16 protein-coding genes are annotated in these 17,837 nt (G+C 62.1%); 13 read left to right on the forward strand and 3 right to left on the reverse strand.

Annotation, left to right across the window (positions count from 1 at the left end; translation table 11 throughout):
* Nucleotides 1-176: 176 nt before the first annotated feature.
* A complete protein-coding gene (locus tag ABJF10_RS09410; protein ID WP_348544301.1) occupies nt 177-1,490 on the forward strand; it encodes a hypothetical protein in 1,314 nt (437 codons plus the stop codon).
* A gap of 133 nt (nt 1,491-1,623) precedes the next feature.
* Here ABJF10_RS09410 and upp read toward each other — a convergent pair whose 3' ends face one another.
* Nucleotides 1,624-2,268: a uracil phosphoribosyltransferase gene (upp, locus tag ABJF10_RS09415; RefSeq protein WP_348544302.1), complete on the reverse strand. Its 645-nt coding sequence runs from the start codon at nt 2,266-2,268 to the stop codon at nt 1,624-1,626.
* Between the two features lie 552 nt (nt 2,269-2,820).
* Here upp and ABJF10_RS09420 point away from each other — a divergent pair.
* The 9 genes from ABJF10_RS09420 to ABJF10_RS09460 all read left to right on the forward strand — a co-directional run bounded on the left by ABJF10_RS09420 (nt 2,821) and on the right by ABJF10_RS09460 (nt 12,182).
* Nucleotides 2,821-3,501: a L,D-transpeptidase gene (locus ABJF10_RS09420; RefSeq protein ID WP_348544303.1), complete on the forward strand. Its 681-nt coding sequence runs from the start codon at nt 2,821-2,823 to the stop codon at nt 3,499-3,501.
* 63 nt (nt 3,502-3,564) lie between these two features.
* The gene (locus tag ABJF10_RS09425; RefSeq protein ID WP_348544304.1) at nt 3,565-4,446 is read left to right on the forward strand and encodes a phosphatidate cytidylyltransferase; all 882 of its coding nucleotides are present in this window, start codon (nt 3,565-3,567) and stop codon (nt 4,444-4,446) included.
* On the forward strand, nt 4,443-5,546 hold the full coding sequence (gene dxr, locus ABJF10_RS09430) for a 1-deoxy-D-xylulose-5-phosphate reductoisomerase (protein WP_348544305.1): 1,104 nt from the start codon (nt 4,443-4,445) through the stop codon (nt 5,544-5,546). Before ABJF10_RS09425 ends, dxr begins: the two co-directional genes overlap by 4 nt.
* Before the next feature lie 82 nt (nt 5,547-5,628).
* On the forward strand, nt 5,629-7,302 hold the full coding sequence (locus ABJF10_RS09435) for a site-2 protease family protein (protein WP_348544306.1): 1,674 nt from the start codon (nt 5,629-5,631) through the stop codon (nt 7,300-7,302).
* A 64-nt stretch (nt 7,303-7,366) separates the two neighbouring features.
* Nucleotides 7,367-9,172, forward strand: a complete 1,806-nt coding sequence (gene ispG / locus ABJF10_RS09440; protein WP_348544307.1) for a (E)-4-hydroxy-3-methylbut-2-enyl-diphosphate synthase — start codon at nt 7,367-7,369, stop codon at nt 9,170-9,172.
* 93 nt (nt 9,173-9,265) lie between these two features.
* Nucleotides 9,266-9,604 carry an STAS domain-containing protein gene (locus tag ABJF10_RS09445; protein WP_348544308.1) on the forward strand — a complete coding sequence of 113 codons (339 nt, stop codon included), beginning with the start codon at nt 9,266-9,268 and terminating at the stop codon, nt 9,602-9,604.
* Nucleotides 9,605-9,610: 6 nt separating this feature from the next.
* Nucleotides 9,611-10,348: an ABC transporter permease gene (locus ABJF10_RS09450; RefSeq protein WP_348544309.1), complete on the forward strand. Its 738-nt coding sequence runs from the start codon at nt 9,611-9,613 to the stop codon at nt 10,346-10,348.
* Nucleotides 10,345-11,199 (forward strand): ABC transporter ATP-binding protein, encoded by an 855-nt coding sequence (locus ABJF10_RS09455; RefSeq protein ID WP_348544310.1) that lies wholly within the window; start codon nt 10,345-10,347, stop codon nt 11,197-11,199. Before ABJF10_RS09450 ends, ABJF10_RS09455 begins: the two co-directional genes overlap by 4 nt.
* Nucleotides 11,196-12,182, forward strand: a complete 987-nt coding sequence (locus ABJF10_RS09460; protein WP_348544311.1) for an MlaD family protein — start codon at nt 11,196-11,198, stop codon at nt 12,180-12,182. The genes ABJF10_RS09455 and ABJF10_RS09460 overlap by 4 nt, the downstream gene beginning before the upstream one ends.
* Before the next feature lie 22 nt (nt 12,183-12,204).
* Here the strand turns inward: ABJF10_RS09460 and ABJF10_RS09465 are convergent, their stop codons facing one another.
* Nucleotides 12,205-12,558, reverse strand: a complete 354-nt coding sequence (locus ABJF10_RS09465) for a cupin domain-containing protein (RefSeq protein WP_348544312.1) — start codon at nt 12,556-12,558, stop codon at nt 12,205-12,207.
* Between the two features lie 140 nt (nt 12,559-12,698).
* Here ABJF10_RS09465 and ABJF10_RS09470 point away from each other — a divergent pair, with 140 nt between their 5' ends.
* The 3 genes from ABJF10_RS09470 to ABJF10_RS09480 all read left to right on the forward strand — a co-directional run bounded on the left by ABJF10_RS09470 (nt 12,699) and on the right by ABJF10_RS09480 (nt 15,287).
* Nucleotides 12,699-13,502 carry an SDR family oxidoreductase gene (locus ABJF10_RS09470; protein ID WP_348544313.1) on the forward strand — a complete coding sequence of 268 codons (804 nt, stop codon included), beginning with the start codon at nt 12,699-12,701 and terminating at the stop codon, nt 13,500-13,502.
* A 92-nt stretch (nt 13,503-13,594) separates the two neighbouring features.
* Nucleotides 13,595-13,918 carry a TMEM14 family protein gene (locus ABJF10_RS09475; protein WP_348544314.1) on the forward strand — a complete coding sequence of 108 codons (324 nt, stop codon included), beginning with the start codon at nt 13,595-13,597 and terminating at the stop codon, nt 13,916-13,918.
* Between the two features lie 10 nt (nt 13,919-13,928).
* A complete protein-coding gene (locus ABJF10_RS09480) occupies nt 13,929-15,287 on the forward strand; it encodes a glycoside hydrolase family 75 protein (RefSeq protein WP_348544315.1) in 1,359 nt (452 codons plus the stop codon).
* Here the strand turns inward: ABJF10_RS09480 and ABJF10_RS09485 are convergent.
* A complete protein-coding gene (locus tag ABJF10_RS09485) occupies nt 15,281-17,833 on the reverse strand; it encodes a cellulase family glycosylhydrolase (protein WP_348544316.1) in 2,553 nt (850 codons plus the stop codon). The two genes, ABJF10_RS09480 and ABJF10_RS09485, sit on opposite strands and share 7 nt — an antisense overlap.
* Between the last annotated feature and the right edge of the window lie 4 nt (nt 17,834-17,837).

Consider the following 17,837-nt stretch of genomic DNA (forward strand, 5'->3'; position numbering starts at 1 on the left):
GGTGAATGATTTAAACGCAGAGACGCAGAGACGCGGAGACGCAGAGGGAAAAGCAGGGAGAGGGTCAAAACTCCCCTCCTCTATCCATCTCCTTTCCCCTTCCTCCACGACTCCGCGCCTCTGCGTTTAAACCGATACAGCATCGCACGGCGAAGCGGCATGTGAGAGGATGCGGCGTGATTTTTCTTCGCCCCCTTTTCGTCTTCGCGTTGCTCTGTGCGGCCTGGCCAGCGGAGGCCCAGCGACTGAGTGCCCTAGCCCCACCTCCGGATTGGTCCCAGCTCGAGGCCTTTCAGGAGAGCATGACCCACGATGATTTCGTGCGGCTGCTCGATCGCGTCTATGCGCCCGCCGGGGCAGCCAAGGGAGTGATCGACGTCGAGGCCGATGCCGCGGTCGTCAAGATGACACTGACCCCGCCGAGCGAAATGCGACTCCGTTTCGCGAAAGATGCGGCGGCGGTAAAAGCGGCGCCGCGCTACTGGCGGACCCCCGCGCAATTGGGCGCCGCGCCGGACGGGCAGCCACTGGCCGGATTGAAGATTTCCCTCGATCCGGGCCACCTCGGCGGCGCTTGGGCGAAAATGGAGGAGCGCTATTTTCAGATCGGCGAATCGCGCCCGGTCACGGAAGGCGACATGGCGTTACGGGTGGCGAAGATGATCGTGCCGAAGCTCCAGGCGCTCGGGGCGCAGGTGTCGCTGGTACGCGCCTCGGCAGAACCGGTGACCAAGGAGCGGCCGGAGACTCTGCGGGATGCGGCGCGCGCGGAATTGGCGCTCGAGGGCGTTACGTCGCCACGGGAAAATTATGACGGAATGAACGACCCGGGACGCGGCAGCACGGTGCAGGCGCAGAGCGAATTGCTCTTCTATCGGATCAGCGAAATCCGGCAGCGCGCGGCGCTGGTCAATGCGCAGCTCCAGCCCGATCTGGTGGTCTGCCTGCACTTCAACGCCGAAGGCTGGGGCGATCCGGCGCGCCCGGAATTCGTGCCGCACAATCATCTGCATGTCATCGTCAATGGATGCTATTCGGCAGGCGAATTGCATTTCGACGACCAGCGACTGGAGATGTTGGAGAAGCTGCTCAGCAACGCGTTTCCCGAGGAACTCGCCGCCTCCGAGAGCGTGGCCAACAGCCTCGCCGCGGCCACGAAGCTGCCTCCTTACAGCTACACCACGGGCAACGCCGTGCGCGCGGCGGACAACCCCTACATCTGGGCGCGCAACCTCCTCGCCAATCGGCTCTACCACGCGCCGGTCGTCTTTCTGGAGCCCTACGTGATGAACAGCGAAGTCATCTGGGAACGCGTGCAGGCGGGCGACTACGAAGGCGAGCAGATGATCGGCGGGGAGCTGCGGCCGAGCCTTTTTCGCGAGTATGCGGATGCGGTGGTGGCCGGGCTGCGCGACTACTACGCGAAGGCGCGGACGCCGCAGCCCGCGGCGGCGCCTCCTCCCGCGAATTCACCCCCGATTCCGAAGTAGCGACGCATTCCCAGTTAAATGGTCGAATCGGAACTGGAGGGAATCGCTCCGTCGCTTCCGGAGCGGGAGGTTCTCCCCAGCACCGACGGCGCGGTGCCCTCCAGAGCGCCATCTGTTGCGAACGTCAATCTGATCAGCCCGCGGTGCCGAAGTAGCGATCCCCCGCATCACCAACGCCAGGGACGATGTAGGCCCTTTCATCCAACCCGGGATCGACCGCGGCGGTGAAGATCTCGACGTCGGGATGCGCGCCGCGCAATTGGGCCAGGCCCTCGGGACAGCTCACCAGGCAGACGAAGCGGATGGAGGTGGCCCCGGCCTCCTTGAGCTGGGTGACCGCGCCGGTGGCACTGAAACCGGTGGCCAGCATGGGATCAACGAGGATGACATCGGCCTCGGCAAGGTGCGACGGCGCCTTGAAATAGTAGCTCTCGGGGCGGCGGGTGATTTCGTTTCGAAACATGCCGATGTGCGCGACGCTGACATCCGGCAGGAGATCGAGCATGCCTTCCACCAGACCAAGGCCGGCGCGCAGAATGGGCGCGACGATCACCGGGCGGGCCAGGGCGTGACCGTCGCAGGGAGCCAAGGGGGTCTCGATACGCTCGGGTCGCGTGGCCAGCGAGCGGGTCGCCTCGAAGACCACCAGCGTCGCCAGCTCGTTGAGGCGGGCGCGGAAGCCACTCGACTCCGTACGCACGTCGCGCAATTGGGTGAGCTTCACCTGCACCAGGGGGTGGTCGATCAGCGTGACGCCAGTGGGAAGGGGTGCGGGCATGGCACAATGTTGGCGACTCGTTCCCTATTTGTCACTCGTGTGGAGACGTGGATGCCTCTTCTACAAAGTCAGATCAGGATTACGGGGAAAAGAGATGGAGAATGAGGAAAACAGGAAAGCAGGAAGGGAAGATTCCGTTTTCCTGCTTTCCTGCTTTCCTGATTCACCCCTTCGTCCGGATGGTATTTTGGGCAATCACCTTCGGAGCGCCCGGGTGTATTCCATTCGTGACGAACGCTGGCCATCACTAACCCAGTGTAAGAAATCCGAATTAGGGGGTGGTGCGCTAGTTTGAAAACCTGTCGCCTCCGAACATTTTTCCGATTTCGATGATTACGAAAATCAATCCCGCAATTACCAAAATTCGTCCGATAATGGTGGCTCCGTATCCAGCGATCTTCCATTTCGCGTGATTTACGCGTTGTCTGGGCGTGAGTTCCTCTTCCATAGCCGCCACTATTTCGCATAAACCGCACCAATCGTCACGTCCCACGATTTCAAATTAGGACACTGCCGTGACTTTCGGCCCGCACTCTGCTCTATTGGCACCTCGTGCGCCCGATCGCCGTTCTCTTTTTTACATTTTGCCTCGCGGCCCGGGCGGTGGAGCCGCTGGCCATCGACATCGATCTCGCGGCGCAAAAGGCGTTCCTCCTGCAGGATGGGAAGATCGTTTATGAATCGCCGATCTCGACCGGGCGTCCAGGGCATCGCACGCCGACGGGCGAATTTGCAGTGCTGGAAAAGGACGAGAATCACCTCTCTTCGCTCTACGGAAAGATCGTGGACGGCGACGGAAAAACCGTCGTGCGGGATGCAGATTCCGACATGCGGGTGCCGAAGGGGGCGAAGTTCGTGCAGGCGCCGATGAAACATTTCCTGCGGTTCGACGGAGCGACCGGGATGCACTCGGGCTACCTGCCGGGTTATCCCGCCTCGCATGGCTGCGTCCGCATGCCCGATGTGAAGGCTGAGCTCTTTTACAGTATCGCCGAAGTGGGCACCCCCGTGCGGGTGCACGGCAACCCGCCGGAAACGACGCCACCCGAAGCCAGGGACAAGCCAAAGACCGCCGCCACCCCGGCGCCCGCAGCGACGCCGGAGCCACGCAAGTGGTGGCAGATCCTGAAGCCTACGACCGCCGCCACGTCCCCTTCTGGGCCGAAAGCCACTCCCGCACGCCAGCCCGGCTCCCCCACTTCAGCTCAGAAAAACCGCCTCGTTTCAGAGTGAGCTTGCCAAGCAGCGGGCGGCTGTCGATTCTCCCCGCCCGGCACGCTGTCCGTGCCGTATTGCATGACGCCCAATCGCCTCGTTTTTCTTCGCCGCTTCGGCTCGACGGTGGTGCTTTGGTCGGTCGCTCTCTGGATCATCCTTTCCGGCCATGAGCTCGGGTTCCATTTCCTGATCGGCACCCTGGCGATGCTGGGGCTGTGGGAGTACTACACGATGCTCGACCACAAGAAGTTGCCGAACTTCAAGATCATCGGGCTGATCTGCGGGTTCGTTTTCATGGTGGGCAGCTTTTACTACTTCAGCCACGTGGGACCGGTGCACTCCTACGACTTCGAGGTGGCCACGTTGCTCTTCTTCTTGCTGGTGGTTTTTGCCCGGCAAATGTTTCAGCACACGCGCGACATTTCTCCGCTGGAGACAATGGCCTACACGCTGTTCGGATTGTTTTACGTCATCTGGATGTTCGGCTTCGTGACGAAGATCGTCTACGTGCTGCCCCGCGACGACACCGGACATGTCACCGGGCATTTGTATGTGCTTTTTCTCATTCTCGTGACGAAATTCAGCGACATGGGCGCCTATCTCACCGGCTCGCTCATCGGCAAGCATCTCATGGTGCCACACATCTCGCCCAAGAAAACGTGGGAGGGATTCTTCGGCGCGCTGGCGTTCTCGGTCGGCGGGGCCTGTGGCATGGTCGCGCTGATGCCCAGGCAGCTTTCCTATTTTCATCAAAAGGACGCCGTGATCCTGGGCCTCGTGCTCGGCCTGGCGGCGATCATCGGCGACCTCGCGGAATCGATCATCAAGCGCAGTTGCGACGTGAAGGATTCGGGCCATCTGCTGCCCGGGATCGGCGGCGCGCTGGATCTCATCGACTCGATCCTCTTCACCGCGCCCCTGCTCTTTTTCTACCTGCGCTTCGTCCTCGACGTATCATGAGAAAACGCCGCGTTGTCATTCTCGGGGCCACGGGCTCGATCGGTGTGAGCGCGCGCAAAGTGGCGCGCGACATCCCGGATCGCATGGAGATCGTCGGCATGTCGGCGCATTCCAGCGAGGAAAAGCTGCGCGAGGCGGGGAAGGAGTTTCCCGGCGCGAAGCTCGCCATGTCCTCCGGCCCGGAAGGGGTCGACCGGCTGGTGGAACTGGCGACGATGCCGGAAGCGGATCTCGTCCTCATCGCCATCGTGGGCACGGGCGGGCTGAAACCGGCCCTGGCCGCCATCGAAGCGGGCAAGGACATCGCGGTGGCCAGCAAGGAGATCCTCGTCATGGCCGGCGAAGCGGTCATGGGCGCGGCCAAGCGCAAGGGCGTGAAAGTCCTGCCGGTCGACAGCGAGCACAACGCCATCTTCCAATGCCTCGAAGGCCGCAGCTCCACGGAGGTGCGCCGCCTGATTCTCACCGCTAGCGGCGGCCCCTTTCGCAAATGGCCGGTGGCCAGTCTCGCGGGCGTCACGCCGGAGCAGGCGCTCAAGCACCCGACCTGGAACATGGGCGCGAAGATCACGGTCGATTCCGCGACGCTCTTCAACAAGGGCCTCGAAATGATCGAGGCCCGCTGGCTCTTCGACGTGGAGATGGCGCGCGTGGAGGTCATCGTGCATCCGCAGTCGATCGTGCATTCCATGGTGGAGTTCATCGACAGCTCGGTGCTCGCCCAGCTCTCGGTCACGGACATGTGTTTTCCCATCCAGTATGCCGTCACCTGGCCGGAGCGCGTGCCCAATTCCCTGCCGCCCCTCGATTTCGCCAAGCTGGCCAAGCTGGAGTTCGAAGCGGCCCGGGTGAACGATTTCCCGGCGCTCAACCTGGCCCGCGAGGCCGGGGAGACCGGCGGCACCCTGCCCGCCGTGCTCAATGCCGCCAATGAGGTCGCCGTGGCCGCCTTTCTGCGCAAAAGCTGCGCCTTCCCCGCCATCTGGCAGACTGTAGAACAAGTGATGCGGCAGCACCGTTCCATTGCAGGCGCGGGGCTCGATGCTATCTTGGCGGCGGATTCCTGGGCGCGCACCCGCGCGACCGAGCTTCTTTTTTGACCACGGATAGCCGAAGTGACCGCCGATTGAACATCAGTCCAGCCGACGTGTCCCCTCTGTCGCCCGTGGTTTATTTTCCTCTATGATCCTCCATATCCTCAAAGTCATCCTCATCATCCTCGAGGTGCTGGTCATTTTTAACCTGATGATCATCGTGCACGAGCTGGGGCATTTCCTCGCGGCGCGCTGGCGGGGGCTGGTGGTCGAAAAATTCGGCATCTGGTTTGGCAAGCCACTCTGGAAAAAGACGATCAACGGGGTGGAATACAGCCTCGGGTCGATCCCCGCGGGCGGCTTCGTGGCCCTGCCCCAGCTCGCCCCCATGGAAGTGATGGAAGGCAAGGTGGAGACCCCGCGCGAGTTGCTCCCGCCCATCTCGGCACTGGACAAGATCATCGTCGCCTTTGCCGGGCCGCTCTTCAGCTTCCTGCTGGCGGTGGTCTTTGCGCTCGTCATCTGGAATATCGGCCGGCCCTTGAGCGAAGCCGAAAGCACGACGGTGGTCGGCTACGTCCAGGAAAAATCCCCGGCGGAAGAAGCCGGCTTGAAGGTGGGCGACAAGATTCTCAGCGTGGATGGGCACAAGGTGACCCGCTACTCGGGCATGTCCGGCGACAGCATCCAATGGAGCGTGGTGCGCAGCGAAGGCGACAAGATCGAAGTGGTGGTCGAGCGCGACGCCAACGGCGCCACGGAAACCAAGCCGCTGTGGGTGACCCCGCGCGTCCCGGAGAAGGCCAACTGGTATAACCGCAAGAACCTGCGCGTCATCGGCATCGTCCCGGCGATGAGTTCCGTGGTGGCCGAAGTGACGCCCGGCACGGCGGGCGCCGAGGCAAAACTGCAAAAAGGCGACATCATCACGGCGATCGGCGGCCAGAAGCTCTACAATCCGGATGGCCTCTTCGAATACTCCAAGGCGCATCCGGTGGGGCCTTATCAACTCACGGTGCAACGCGCCGGCGCCACGATCGAAGTGCCCTTCGATCCCAAAGGGGTGAAGATCTCCAGCGTCGAGAAGGACAGCCCGGCCAGCACCGCCGGCTTGCAGCCGGGCGACGTGGTGCTCGGCATCGACGACCAGAAGACCAATTTCATCACGCAATTGATCGACTACGTCGGGAGCCATGCCGGCGTCGCGGTAACCTTCCACATACAGCGGGCGGACAAAGTGCTCGATCTCAAAGTGACTCCGCAGGTTCCCATCGGGTTGCCGCCCGAAATGGAGAAGCAGGGGAAGATCGGAATCATGCCCGGGGGCACCGATGGGCTGGCCTTCGAAGGCATGGGCATTTCAAAGCTGGTCTATCCCGGCCCCGTGGAGCAGTTGCGCCAGAGCGGCATGGCGATCGTCAATACGCTCGACGCGGTGCTGTCGCGCAAATCCAGCGTGAGCGTCCAGCACATGGGCGGCCCGGTGATGATGATGAACGCCTACTACCACATGCTCTCCAGCCCCGAGGGCCTGCGCATGGCGATCTGGTTCAGCGTGGTACTCAACGTGAACCTCGCGCTGCTCAACATGCTGCCGATCCCCGTGCTCGATGGCGGCCACATCACCCTGGCCATCATCGAAGCGGTGCGCCGCAAGCCGATGAACGTGCGTATCCTCGAGTACGTCCAGACGACCTGCGCCCTGGCCATCATCGGCTTCATGCTCTTCATCATGTTCTTCGATGTGCAGGACCTACCCTTCATGGGCGGCAAGCGCCCGACGCTGCATTTCCAGAAGGTCAGCGAGGAAGCGGCCAAGTAGGGCGCGCCTTGGAACGCAGATTCCTTGGCGGGAGACGCGTCTTTGAGTAACAGTTCCTCTCCTCATGAGTGAGTCGCCCGTTCATCCCTATTGCCCCGACCCCTACCGCTACCACCGCCGCGCGACCCGCGAGGTGCGGGTGGGTGGCGTCGGCGTGGGCGGAAGCAATCCCATCCGCGTGCAGTCGATGATCACTTGCGACACGATGGATACCGCGGCCTCGATCCAGCAGACGCTCGATCTGGCGGCGGTGGGTTGCGAGATCGTGCGCATCACGGCGCCCACGGTGAAGGACGCGGCCAATTTGCAGCACATCGTGGCCGGTCTGCGCGCGCAGGGGTGCGACGTGCCGATCGTGGCGGACATCCATTTCAAGCCCGACGCGGCGATGGAAGCCGCGAAGTGGGTGGAGAAGGTGCGCGTGAATCCGGGCAACTACGCGGACTCGAAGAAATTCGCGATCAAGGAATACACCGATGGCGAGTACGCTGCCGAACTGGAGCGGATTCGCGAGCGGTTCAGTCCGCTGGTGAAGTTTTCCAAGGAGCACGGCCGCGCCATGCGGATCGGCACCAATCACGGGTCGCTGAGCGATCGCATCATGAATCGCTACGGCGATTCCCCGCTCGGCATGGTGGAGAGCGCGCTGGAGTTCGCCCGCATCGCCCGCGAGCTGGACTATCACGATTTTGTTTTCTCGATGAAGTCGAGTAACCCGAAGGTGATGATCGAGGCTTACCGGCTGCTCGTCGCGCGCTTGTACCAGGAAGGCGCGGATTGGAATTACCCGATCCATCTTGGCGTGACGGAAGCCGGCGACGGCGAGGACGGCCGCATCAAGTCCGCCATCGGCATCGGCTCGTTGCTCAACGATGGCATTGGCGACACCATTCGCGTTTCACTCACCGAGGACAGCGTGCACGAAATCCCCGTCGCGCAGGCGCTCGTCGCGCCTTTCAATGCGCGCACCGCCAGTGACGGCGCGGAGTTTCCCGACCGCGATGTCGCACTTTCCTACGATCCGTTTTCGTACCACCGCCGCGAGACGACGCGTGTGGAGATCAACGGCGTCGCCCTCGGCGGCGAGGAGACGATGCGCGTATTCACCTCGCAGGAAAAATGGGACGCGCTCGCCCACAAGCTCGACCGGCTCGGCGACTACAAGCCGGAGATCGTCGTCGAGAAATCCGGGGTCGTGGCGCTCGATCCGCGCGATGCCTCCGCGGTAGCGAAAGTGAATGGCTCCTCGGAACCGGTGGTCGTGACCGTCGCCGATGGCCTCGACCTCCCCGTCATCGCCGCTTACCGCCTCCTCGCCGCCCGACTCGATGAGCGGCACCCCATTTTGTTGAAGGACACGCTCTCGCCGAGCGCCGATCCGAATGCGCCCTTTCTCGGCACGCTGCTCACCGCCGCGAAACGCATCGGCTCACTGCTCTGCGACGGCATCGGCGACGCCGTGCTAGTGCAGGGAGAACACGCCCCCGGCCAGTCCCTGCGTCTCGCTTACAATATCCTGCAAGCCGCTGGCTCCCGCATTTTCAAGACCGATTACGTCGCCTGCCCGAGCTGCGGGCGCACGCTCTTCAACCTCCAGACCACGACGGCCCGCATCAAGGCTGCCACCCTGCACCTCAAGGGCGTGAAAATCGCCATCATGGGCTGCATCGTGAACGGCCCCGGCGAAATGGCCGATGCGGATTTTGGCTACGTGGGCGGCGCCCCCGGCAAGGTGAATCTCTACGTCGGCAAAAAGCCGGTGAAGTTCAACATCCCCGAAGGCGAAGCGGTCGAACGCCTGCAAGACCTGATCCGCGAACACGGCAAGTGGGTTGATCCCACGCCCGTCGCGGAAGCGGCTGCGGTCTAACGTCGCCACCGATCGCGGCCTGACCTCTGCGGCTCTCAAGGTACATTTCGTGGTTCCTAATCTGGATTCTTCCGTTTAAGCGTTCAGCCCCACATGCAAACCCGCGAGCATTCCGATCAAGGCGTGGCGACTCTCGTCATCGAGGGCGAGATCGATCTCGCTTGCTCGCCCGATCTGCGCGCGATCCTGCACGCTTACGCGAAAAAGAAGGTGCCGGCGCTCTTGCTCGATTTCCAGGGCGTGAACTACGTGGATTCGTCGGGCCTCGCCACGCTGATCGAATACGTCCGCCTCGCGCAACCGTACGGCGGCAAGTTTGGTCTGGCCCATGTCAGCGAGCGCGTCCGCACCATTTTCGATCTCGTGCGGCTCACCGAGTTTTTCCCGATCTTCCCCACGCTCGATGAAGCGCGGACCGCGTTGCTCGCCTAAACCGGTGTGAAAGAGTACTTCGCGTTAAACGCCCGGATTCTTTACTGGACGCTTTTCGCGCCATTTCGGGGGCAGCCTTTCAAACTCGGCGAGGTCTTTCACCAGATGGTGCTCATCGGCGTGCGTGCGGTGCCGATGGCCTCGCTCACGTCTTTTAGCATCGGCCTCACCCTCGCCATGCAGGCCGCCGGGCAGCTCAAGAAGATGGGCGCCTCGGCGTTCGTGCCGGACCTGGTGATCCTCTCGCTGCTGCGCGAACTCGGGCCGCTCCTCACCGCCGTCATTGTCATCGGGCGCAGCGGCTCGGCGGTGACCGCCGAACTGGGCACGATGAAGGTTTCCGAGGAGATCGAGGCGCTCCAGGTCATGGCGATCAATCCGATCCGCTTCCTGATCGTCCCCCGTTTTCTCGCCATGCTGGTCATGCTGCCGGTCCTCACCGTCTTCGGTAATTACGTGGGCATGGTCGGCGGGTGGTCGATCTGCCACTTCGCGCTCGATTACAATACCTCCGCCTACATCCTCCACTCGGTGAGCCGCGCCCACGTGTGGGACCTCTATTCCGGGCTCGTGAAGAGCTTCGTCTTTGCCTGGCTCATCATCACCATCGCCTGCCACATGGGCCTGGGAGTCGAGGGCGGAGCCGAAGGCGTGGGCCAGGCGACGACGAGTTCGGTCGTCTGGTCGCTGCTGATCATGCTCATCGCGAATGCCTCGCTGACCGCGTTGTTTTTCTTCGCATGAACGCCGCGAACGATTCCACGCCGATCATCGAGGTGACCGACCTCGTGCGCGATTTTCACGGACGCAAGGTGCTCAACGGCATCTCCTTCAAGGTGATGAAAGGCGACACCATGATCATCATGGGCGGCTCGGGCTGCGGGAAGTCGACGCTGCTCCGGCACATCATCGGCGCGATGCGGCCGACCAGTGGTTCGATCAAGCTCTTCGGCGAGGAGATTACGAAGATGGAGGAGAAGGAACTCGCGCACATTCGCCGGCGCTTCGGCGTGCTTTTTCAAAGCGGCGCACTGCTCCAGTCGTTGACTGTCGGTGAGAATGTCGCGCTGCCGATTCTCGAGCACGGCAAGCTCGATGAAGGCATCGTCGATCTCATGGTGAAGATGAAGCTCGAGATGGTCGGCCTCACCGGCTTCGAGCACCTCAAGCCTGCCGAGATCAGCGGCGGCATGAAAAAGCGCGTGGGCCTCGCGCGGGCGCTGGCCCTGGATCCCGAGTTGCTCTTCAGCGACGAGCCGACCGCCGGCCTCGACCCGATCATGACCAGCGTCGTCGACATCCTCACCCAAGAAATGACCCGCAAGCTCGGCGTCACCGCCGTGGTGGTGACACACGACATGACCAGCGCGTTTCGCATCGGCTCGAAGATGATCATGCTCGGCACCGGGCCCAACCAAGGGAAGGTGATCGCCTTTGGCACACCGGCGGAAATGCGCGCCAATCCACACGGCGAAGTGCAACAATTCATCAACGGCGAGCCCGATGGCCCCGTGCCGTTGCGACTCTCGAAAGGGGATTACGTCGAGCGATTGCTCGGCCATCCCGGCCACACGCGTAACAGCTACTCCGCATGAAAAAGAACCTCTCCGACTACATTGTCGCCCTGACCGTCATCGGCTGCAGTCTCTTCCTGCTCGTGGCCATGACCTACGCGCTCTCCGGCCGCCATGCCAGCAAGTCGGACCGCACCGTCGAGATCGATTACCCGGATGTCACCGGCATCAAGCTGCATTCCGAAGTGCGCTACGCCGGCGCTTCGGCGGGCACGGTCACCGCCATCCGCCTGCTGACCTTCGCCGAGCGCGAAGCAGCGGAGAGTGCGGAGCAGAAGCGCAACGCCGTCCGCGTAACGGTCACGCTCTTCAAGGAAGTGCCGCCGCTGCCTTCCGACGTGCGCGCCTCGCTTTCCGCTGAAACCATGCTCAGCGAGAAATTCGTGGCCCTCTCGGCGGGCTCCCCGTCCGTGCCCAAGCTGGCCAATGGCTCGATCCTGCAGGGTCATTCCGGCGGCGGCCTCGATGGGTTGTTCGACGCCATCGGGCCACTCACCGAAGGCCTGCCCCGCCTCCTCGCGACAGCGGAAGATTTGCTGCACAACCTGAGCCCGCTGCTGGCGAAGACCGGCGAAGCCGTCGACAGCGTCAAGGGCGGCGTGAATGAGATCGTGCCCCGCACGACGAAACTGCTCGATGGCTTGAAGACGACCTCGGAGTCCGCCGACGTCGCGATCAAGCGTCTCGACAAGCTCATCGAAGGCGTCGACGGCCCGGTGAAAGCGGACCTCATCGAGTTGAAAGCGTCTCTCGTCAAAATCCAGGGAACCCTCAATTCCGCCAACCAGCTCATCGGCCACACCGACAAGAACCTCGACGCCCGCCTGCAGGAACTCGCCGTCGTCTTTCAGAACCTAAAAGTGGTCACTACCCAGGCCAAGGCCCTCACCCAGGCCATCGGCGAAAGGCCGAACCGCCTCATCTTCAGCGGCAAGCCGCAAAAGCTCACGCCCGAGGAAGAAATCCTGCGCGCCAATAAACCGGTGCCCGCGGTGAAGCCATAGGTCCCATTCGTCCTATAGGCCCCTATTCGAAGTAAGTATCCTCATGCGCATACGGCGGCGCGCAGCAGCACAGAAACCGCAACCCCTCCCGCGCCGTGATCGTATGCCACGCCCCCGCTGGAATCAGAATCGCATCGCCCGGCCCCACGTCCCGCATTTCTCCATCAATCTCCATCTCGCCGCTCCCCTCCAGAATGAAATAGAACTCCTCCGCCAGCTTGTGGTAATGCCGCTGCGTGGCCCCGCCCGCCGGCACCTGCGCCTCGGCGAGGCTCTGCTTTTGCACGGGGGCATTCGTGCGGTCGAGAATGCTCCGGATCGTCGAGCCATCCTTGGTGGTGAAGGGCGCCTGCGCGGCGAGATTGAGGACCGTCATGCCCACAGTGTGATCGCTCTCGCCGCTACCATGACAAGCCGAAAGCGCCCCACTGAGCACTGAATACTGAGCACTCCGCACTTCCCCTCCGGCCACTTGCCACTTGCCACACGATACGTTTCCGTCATCCACTCCCGCGCATGAATTTCTTCCACGGCTGCACGGCACTCATTACGGGCGCCTCCTCGGGCCTCGGCGCGGAGTTTGCGCGCCAGCTCGCGCCGCACGCCAGTTCCCTCATCCTCGTCGCCCGGCGGCTGGAACGGCTGGAAGCGATCAAGGAGGAATTGGATCGGCCCGGCCTCACCATCCACTGCCACGCCGCCGACGTGGCCGATGAAGTCCAGATCGAAGCCCTGCTCGCCGCCCTCGCCGCCAGCGGCGAACGCGTGAGCCTGCTGATCAACAACGCCGGCCTCGGCGATCACGGCCTTTTCGAGGACAGCGACTGGTCCCGCGTGGATGCAATGCTCGATGTGAACATCAAGGCGCTGACCCGGCTCACCCACGCGATCCTGCCGGACCTGGTTCGGGCCGGCCGGGGCGCGATCTTGAACGTCAGTTCCATCGCCAGCCTGTTGCCGCTGCCCAAGATGGCGGTCTACGCGGCGAGCAAAGCTTACGTCACCAGCTTCTCCGAGGCGTTGCGCGCGGAACTGCGCGGCACCGGCGTCTCCGTCACCGCGCTCTGTCCGGGCCCGGTGAATACCGAGTTCTTCAGCATCGCCGAGCGCGAGCAGTCGCACGATGCCATGCCCGCCCCCGAGCTTTTCAAAGTGCCGGCCGAGGAAGTCGTCGCCGCCGGGTTGGGCGCAGTCGAGCACGATCGTGCCCGCGTCATCCCCGGCTGGCTGGTGTGCGTCGTCATGACGGTCACCTCGCTCGTCCCGATTTTCCTGCTGCGCCTGTTCATTACGCAGCGGCGCGCGGAAAGAGAGGAATGAAGGAGGAAGAAATCTCCTTTCATCCTTCATCCCTCCGCCTTCATCCTTTCTGATCAGTTGTCCCCGCAGGATATTTGCCTTATCTCATTCCCATGCTCGACCCGACCCGTTTCTATTATTACCTCTTCGGCCTCATCACACTTGCTGGCGGCATCCAGGGTTTCATGACCAAGAACAGCCTCCCCTCGCTCATCGCGGGCAGCATCTGCGGCATCCTTCTTCTGGTGGCCGGCTATTTGTTGCAGATGGGTAAAGTGGTCCCCGGTCTCGTCGTCGGACTCATCATCACTCTCGCCCTCGCCGGACAATTTCTGCCGAAGTTCTTCAAGGGTGGCGGCTGGTGGCCGGCCGGCGTCGAAGGCTGGCTCGGGCTCATCGGAGTCCTGCTGACCATCGCCGCGTTCGTGAAGAAATAGCCGGCTGGGTGTGAGGGTCTCCCGCATCGCGCAGTTTGTCGGGCTGGGCCTCGTGAGCCTGCTCGTGCTCACCGGCTGCCCGCAACCGCCGGAGCCACCCCCGTCGACGCCCACGCCGACTCCGCTGCCCGCAGGACCGACGCCGACCCCGCCGCCCTACGTGCCGAATAAGAAGCTCGACGTCGGCAAGATGTTCAACGGCATGCAATACCGCGTGACCCTCGAAACCGAGCACGGCACCACGGCCACCCGCGATCGCAACGAGTTGGGCAGCTACGCCGCGGAGCTGACGGTAAAGGTGAAAGTGCCCAAGCCGCACCACGACCTCGACGAGATCAAGCGCCTCAACGAATCCCTCCCCGAGATCCTGCCCGGCCTCCCCGACCTGCTGGAATCGTCCAGGGTTTCGCCCAGCTTCGACAATCTCTACCGGCTGAAATGCGCCGCCTTGCAGGCGAGCCTCATGCGCCTCGACAACCTCCTCACGCGCCACAATTTCTTCGATTGCGAGACGATCCTCGAGCTTCAACACGCCAAGACCAGCCGCCGCGCCCTCTTCATCCAGGCCGACATGGATGTCGACACCGATGGCTCCGATCCCGACCGCGTCCCCGAGGTCGACGGCGCCTCACCCACCTTCCAGCCATTCACCAGCTACCGCTGGGGGCGCAAGACCACCAACCCCAGTTCCTTCGTCGCGCCCCGCGAGGCGAAGATCAAAACCTACGAAGCCGAGCTCGCCAACGGCAACCCCACCGCCGCGCGGCGCGAGAACTTGAAGACCGCCCTCGCCGATCTGCGCACCGAGATTTCCGACCTCAAGAAATACAGTTTCCTCATCGGCGCGGACGATCCCTTCATCGTCCTGCCCGGCTCGCTCTTCGGCAAAAACAAGGGAGCGTTCGCGCCCGCCGTGGGCGACTACTGCGTCGTCGCTTACCTAAAGACGCTCTATCCCGCCGTCGTCGGCGATGTCGGCCCCGGCAACCTCATCGGCGAAGCCTCCCTGCGCATCTGCAAGGAGGTCAACGTGAAGTCGAACTCCGAGAACCGCCCCATCAGCGAGTTGAAAGTCACCTACCTCGTCTTCCCCGGCACCGCCGAGAAATTCGACACCCCGAACCTCGCCCACTGGCGCGACCGCTGCGAAAAACTCCTCGACGAAATCGGCGGCCACAAGGGCAACCTGTTCACTTGGGAAGACCTCACCAAACCCAAGGCCACACCCACCCCCACGACGCCCGTCCCGAGCACGCCTTCCCCCGCCACTCCCGCGCCCAGCACCCCCACGGCGAGTCCACGACCGGCAACACCGGCTCCCACGTCGCCCACACCAGCCACGCCCAAACCCGCGCCGAAGGATCAATAAATCAACGTCGGCGCGCTGAGGAAAATCTCCCCTTCGACCGGTTGGCGCGAGACGTTGTCGAGGAGGAAGATCGAGTCCCATTTGATGGGGTAATGGATCTTGGCGTCATTCACTCCACCCCAATGGGCCAAGGGCCTATCATCGGTAGATTGCATGGGAATTTTCACGAATCTCCACCCGGTAAAATCGATCTTGGGACCGTCGCCTTGAAAGGTTTGCCCACTGGCATCCTGAAAGCGAATGCGTACCTGGCAGCCCTTGCCATCTCCATGCAGCCAAAAGGCAAAATAGCTGGGCCATCCATTGTACCATTGGTCCGCCAATCCTGATGGGTCTATCGGAGGGAAAGTTGCGTTGGCTTGGATGAATTTCCATCCATTACTGAACTGGTAGGTCAGCCTTACCGCTACACTACGGGTATCCGGCGATAAGATCTCTGCGGGCGAAAAGTGAAAGGTCGCGTTGCTCTTTGCATCACCATCGGCAAACGCCTTCAGATTCGTTGCCGATAGCGCGGGAAGCGGGAGCCATTTTCCGAAATCCCGATAAAAAACGTCTTCGAGACCAACACCCTCCTGCGGATATTTTTGATGAATTGCGAGTTCCACCCTGCGAGGCGTGCCGAACTTCGTCTTCAACGGAAGACGGGCGATCTTTTCCGTTTGCCCAGTTTCGAATATCACCGGCACTTCGACCCGGGGTTCCGAATGGTAATCATACACGGTTAGCGTGGCAGATTCGCCAGAAGGATTGAGGACACGCACGATGAGCGAATCGGCGCCTGGCGGCAGCAATTCAAGGTCGAGAGGATTGGTGCAAATCAACGTCGTTTCTTGCGAAAGTTGGAGCCTTTGCCCGTTGCCCGTGTCGATCCAGTCCTCAATCGTGCGGCGATCCCTCGCCATGCGCACCGTGCGGCTTCCCGTACCGACTTGATCACGCGCGATGCTTTCGCCACCGGCCTCCAAAGACTCCCCGGGGTTGCTGCTAAAGCCAGCGTTCAATATGATAGTCCGATTCAATGGGTTCCGGACCCCTTGCAACAGGCCTCTGGTTTCGTGATCCGATTTCCAATCGAGAAATTCCGGCCAGTGATATGCGTATTCGAGCGGCAACCTAGGACTCGCTGCGGCGATGCGAAGAAAATCGTTGGCCTTTTCCGGGGTGAAATACTTCACGGCCCATGAAATCGGGTTGACCAGCACCCCATTATCTCCCGCAGCCACACGGTGAAGGGGCGGGAATGAACTCCTGTGCGCCACATGGAACAGCCCATGGCTGGCCGGCAGAAACACATAGCGATTTTCTTCGTCTGTAGTCGCGGTCGACCAGAGAACCAATTTCTGGTCGGTGGCTCCGCGGGTGAAAAGCAGCAATCTCGCATTGGGCTCTTCATTCACGTTTTCATTATTTACCAAGAGACGTTTGCTGAAGCGATAGCCGCCAAGCTCCTCGGTAAGCACTTTCACCGCCGTATAGGCATCCTTCGGTTTCAAAGGCAATTTGTCGTCCTTCACAGATTCGTGTTGGACGATGCCAAAATGATGCTCGGGATTCTGCTGGTCCAAGCCATCATCGCGCCAGTCGTACCAAATACTGAGCGGGATATCGTTGGCGATGTTGACGAGGAATTGTCTGTCGATGTCACTAGTGCCCGTGCGGCAATTCCAACCGTCGGAATAGCCCCACTCCCCGCTGATGATCGGGATGATTTTGTCCTTCGGCGCGTATTTGCGGATGAGCAGGCGGACGCTGCGGTATTCTTCCTCGACGGTTTCGGGGGCCCCCTGGCGGTAGGGGTGTACGCTCACCGCATCCCAATAATCGAGCAGGCCGGCTTTAAAGCAGGCTTCGAGATACGGGAGGTCGATGGTGGAGGTGGCGGGGCCAATGAAGGCTTCGCCCTTCGTTCCGAGCAAGCCGGCCTGGCGCAGGGCTTCGCCGGTGGACTTGGCGAGGGCGATGTAGTCGCCGGTCTTGTCGGGTGATTTCCAAAAGCCGCCGTTCGGCTCGTTCCACATTTCCCACAGGTAGCCGCGCCCCTTGAAGTGCTGCACGGCGGCGACGGCCCATTTGCCGAAGGCTTCGCGGAATTCCGGAGTGTGAGCGCGTGAGGTGAAGTGCGGCACATCGCCGGGTTCGGCGTAGAGCGGGTTGCCGTAGTCGAGAATGAAGACCGCGCGAATCTTGAACTTGTCCAGGGTCGCGACCAACCGGTCGTAAGCGGAGAAATCGTATTCGCCCTTTTTGCGCTCCGTCCCCTGCCAGCCGAAATCCATGCGCACCCACTTGAAGCCCGCGGCGGCCAGCATCTCCATCTCGCCCGGCTTGGGGTCCGTGAAGTGGATATTCACGCCCAGACAATCGGGAATGACCGGCGGCGGCAGCGAAGGATGTGGCTCACCAGCGCGCGCGACGGAAAGCGCAGCGGCCAGGCACAGGGCCAGATGGAAAAGGGGGCGGAACATCAGGCGTAATGCTATGGGAGGTATCGGAGGCATGGGAAGAATAGGACGTATACCTCCCATTCCTCCTCTGCTTCCCATATCT

The sequence above is a fragment of the Chthoniobacter sp. genome (assembly GCF_040003245.1).
Lineage (GTDB): Bacteria > Verrucomicrobiota > Verrucomicrobiia > Chthoniobacterales > Chthoniobacteraceae > Chthoniobacter.

What these genes read in the sequence shown, in the direction of transcription:
- upp (WP_348544302.1), bottom strand. Translation starts at nt 2,268, where the DNA reads ATGCCCGCACCCCTTCCCACTGGCGTCACGCTGATCGACCACCCCCTG.
- ABJF10_RS09425 (WP_348544304.1), top strand. Translation starts at nt 3,565, where the DNA reads ATGACGCCCAATCGCCTCGTTTTTCTTCGCCGCTTCGGCTCGACGGTG.
- dxr (WP_348544305.1), top strand. Translation starts at nt 4,443, where the DNA reads ATGAGAAAACGCCGCGTTGTCATTCTCGGGGCCACGGGCTCGATCGGT.
- ABJF10_RS09435 (WP_348544306.1), top strand. Translation starts at nt 5,629, where the DNA reads ATGATCCTCCATATCCTCAAAGTCATCCTCATCATCCTCGAGGTGCTG.
- ispG (WP_348544307.1), top strand. Translation starts at nt 7,367, where the DNA reads ATGAGTGAGTCGCCCGTTCATCCCTATTGCCCCGACCCCTACCGCTAC.
- ABJF10_RS09445 (WP_348544308.1), top strand. Translation starts at nt 9,266, where the DNA reads ATGCAAACCCGCGAGCATTCCGATCAAGGCGTGGCGACTCTCGTCATC.
- ABJF10_RS09455 (WP_348544310.1), top strand. Translation starts at nt 10,345, where the DNA reads ATGAACGCCGCGAACGATTCCACGCCGATCATCGAGGTGACCGACCTC.
- ABJF10_RS09460 (WP_348544311.1), top strand. Translation starts at nt 11,196, where the DNA reads ATGAAAAAGAACCTCTCCGACTACATTGTCGCCCTGACCGTCATCGGC.
- ABJF10_RS09465 (WP_348544312.1), bottom strand. Translation starts at nt 12,558, where the DNA reads ATGACGGTCCTCAATCTCGCCGCGCAGGCGCCCTTCACCACCAAGGAT.
- ABJF10_RS09470 (WP_348544313.1), top strand. Translation starts at nt 12,699, where the DNA reads ATGAATTTCTTCCACGGCTGCACGGCACTCATTACGGGCGCCTCCTCG.
- ABJF10_RS09475 (WP_348544314.1), top strand. Translation starts at nt 13,595, where the DNA reads ATGCTCGACCCGACCCGTTTCTATTATTACCTCTTCGGCCTCATCACA.
- ABJF10_RS09485 (WP_348544316.1), bottom strand. Translation starts at nt 17,833, where the DNA reads ATGGGAAGCAGAGGAGGAATGGGAGGTATACGTCCTATTCTTCCCATG.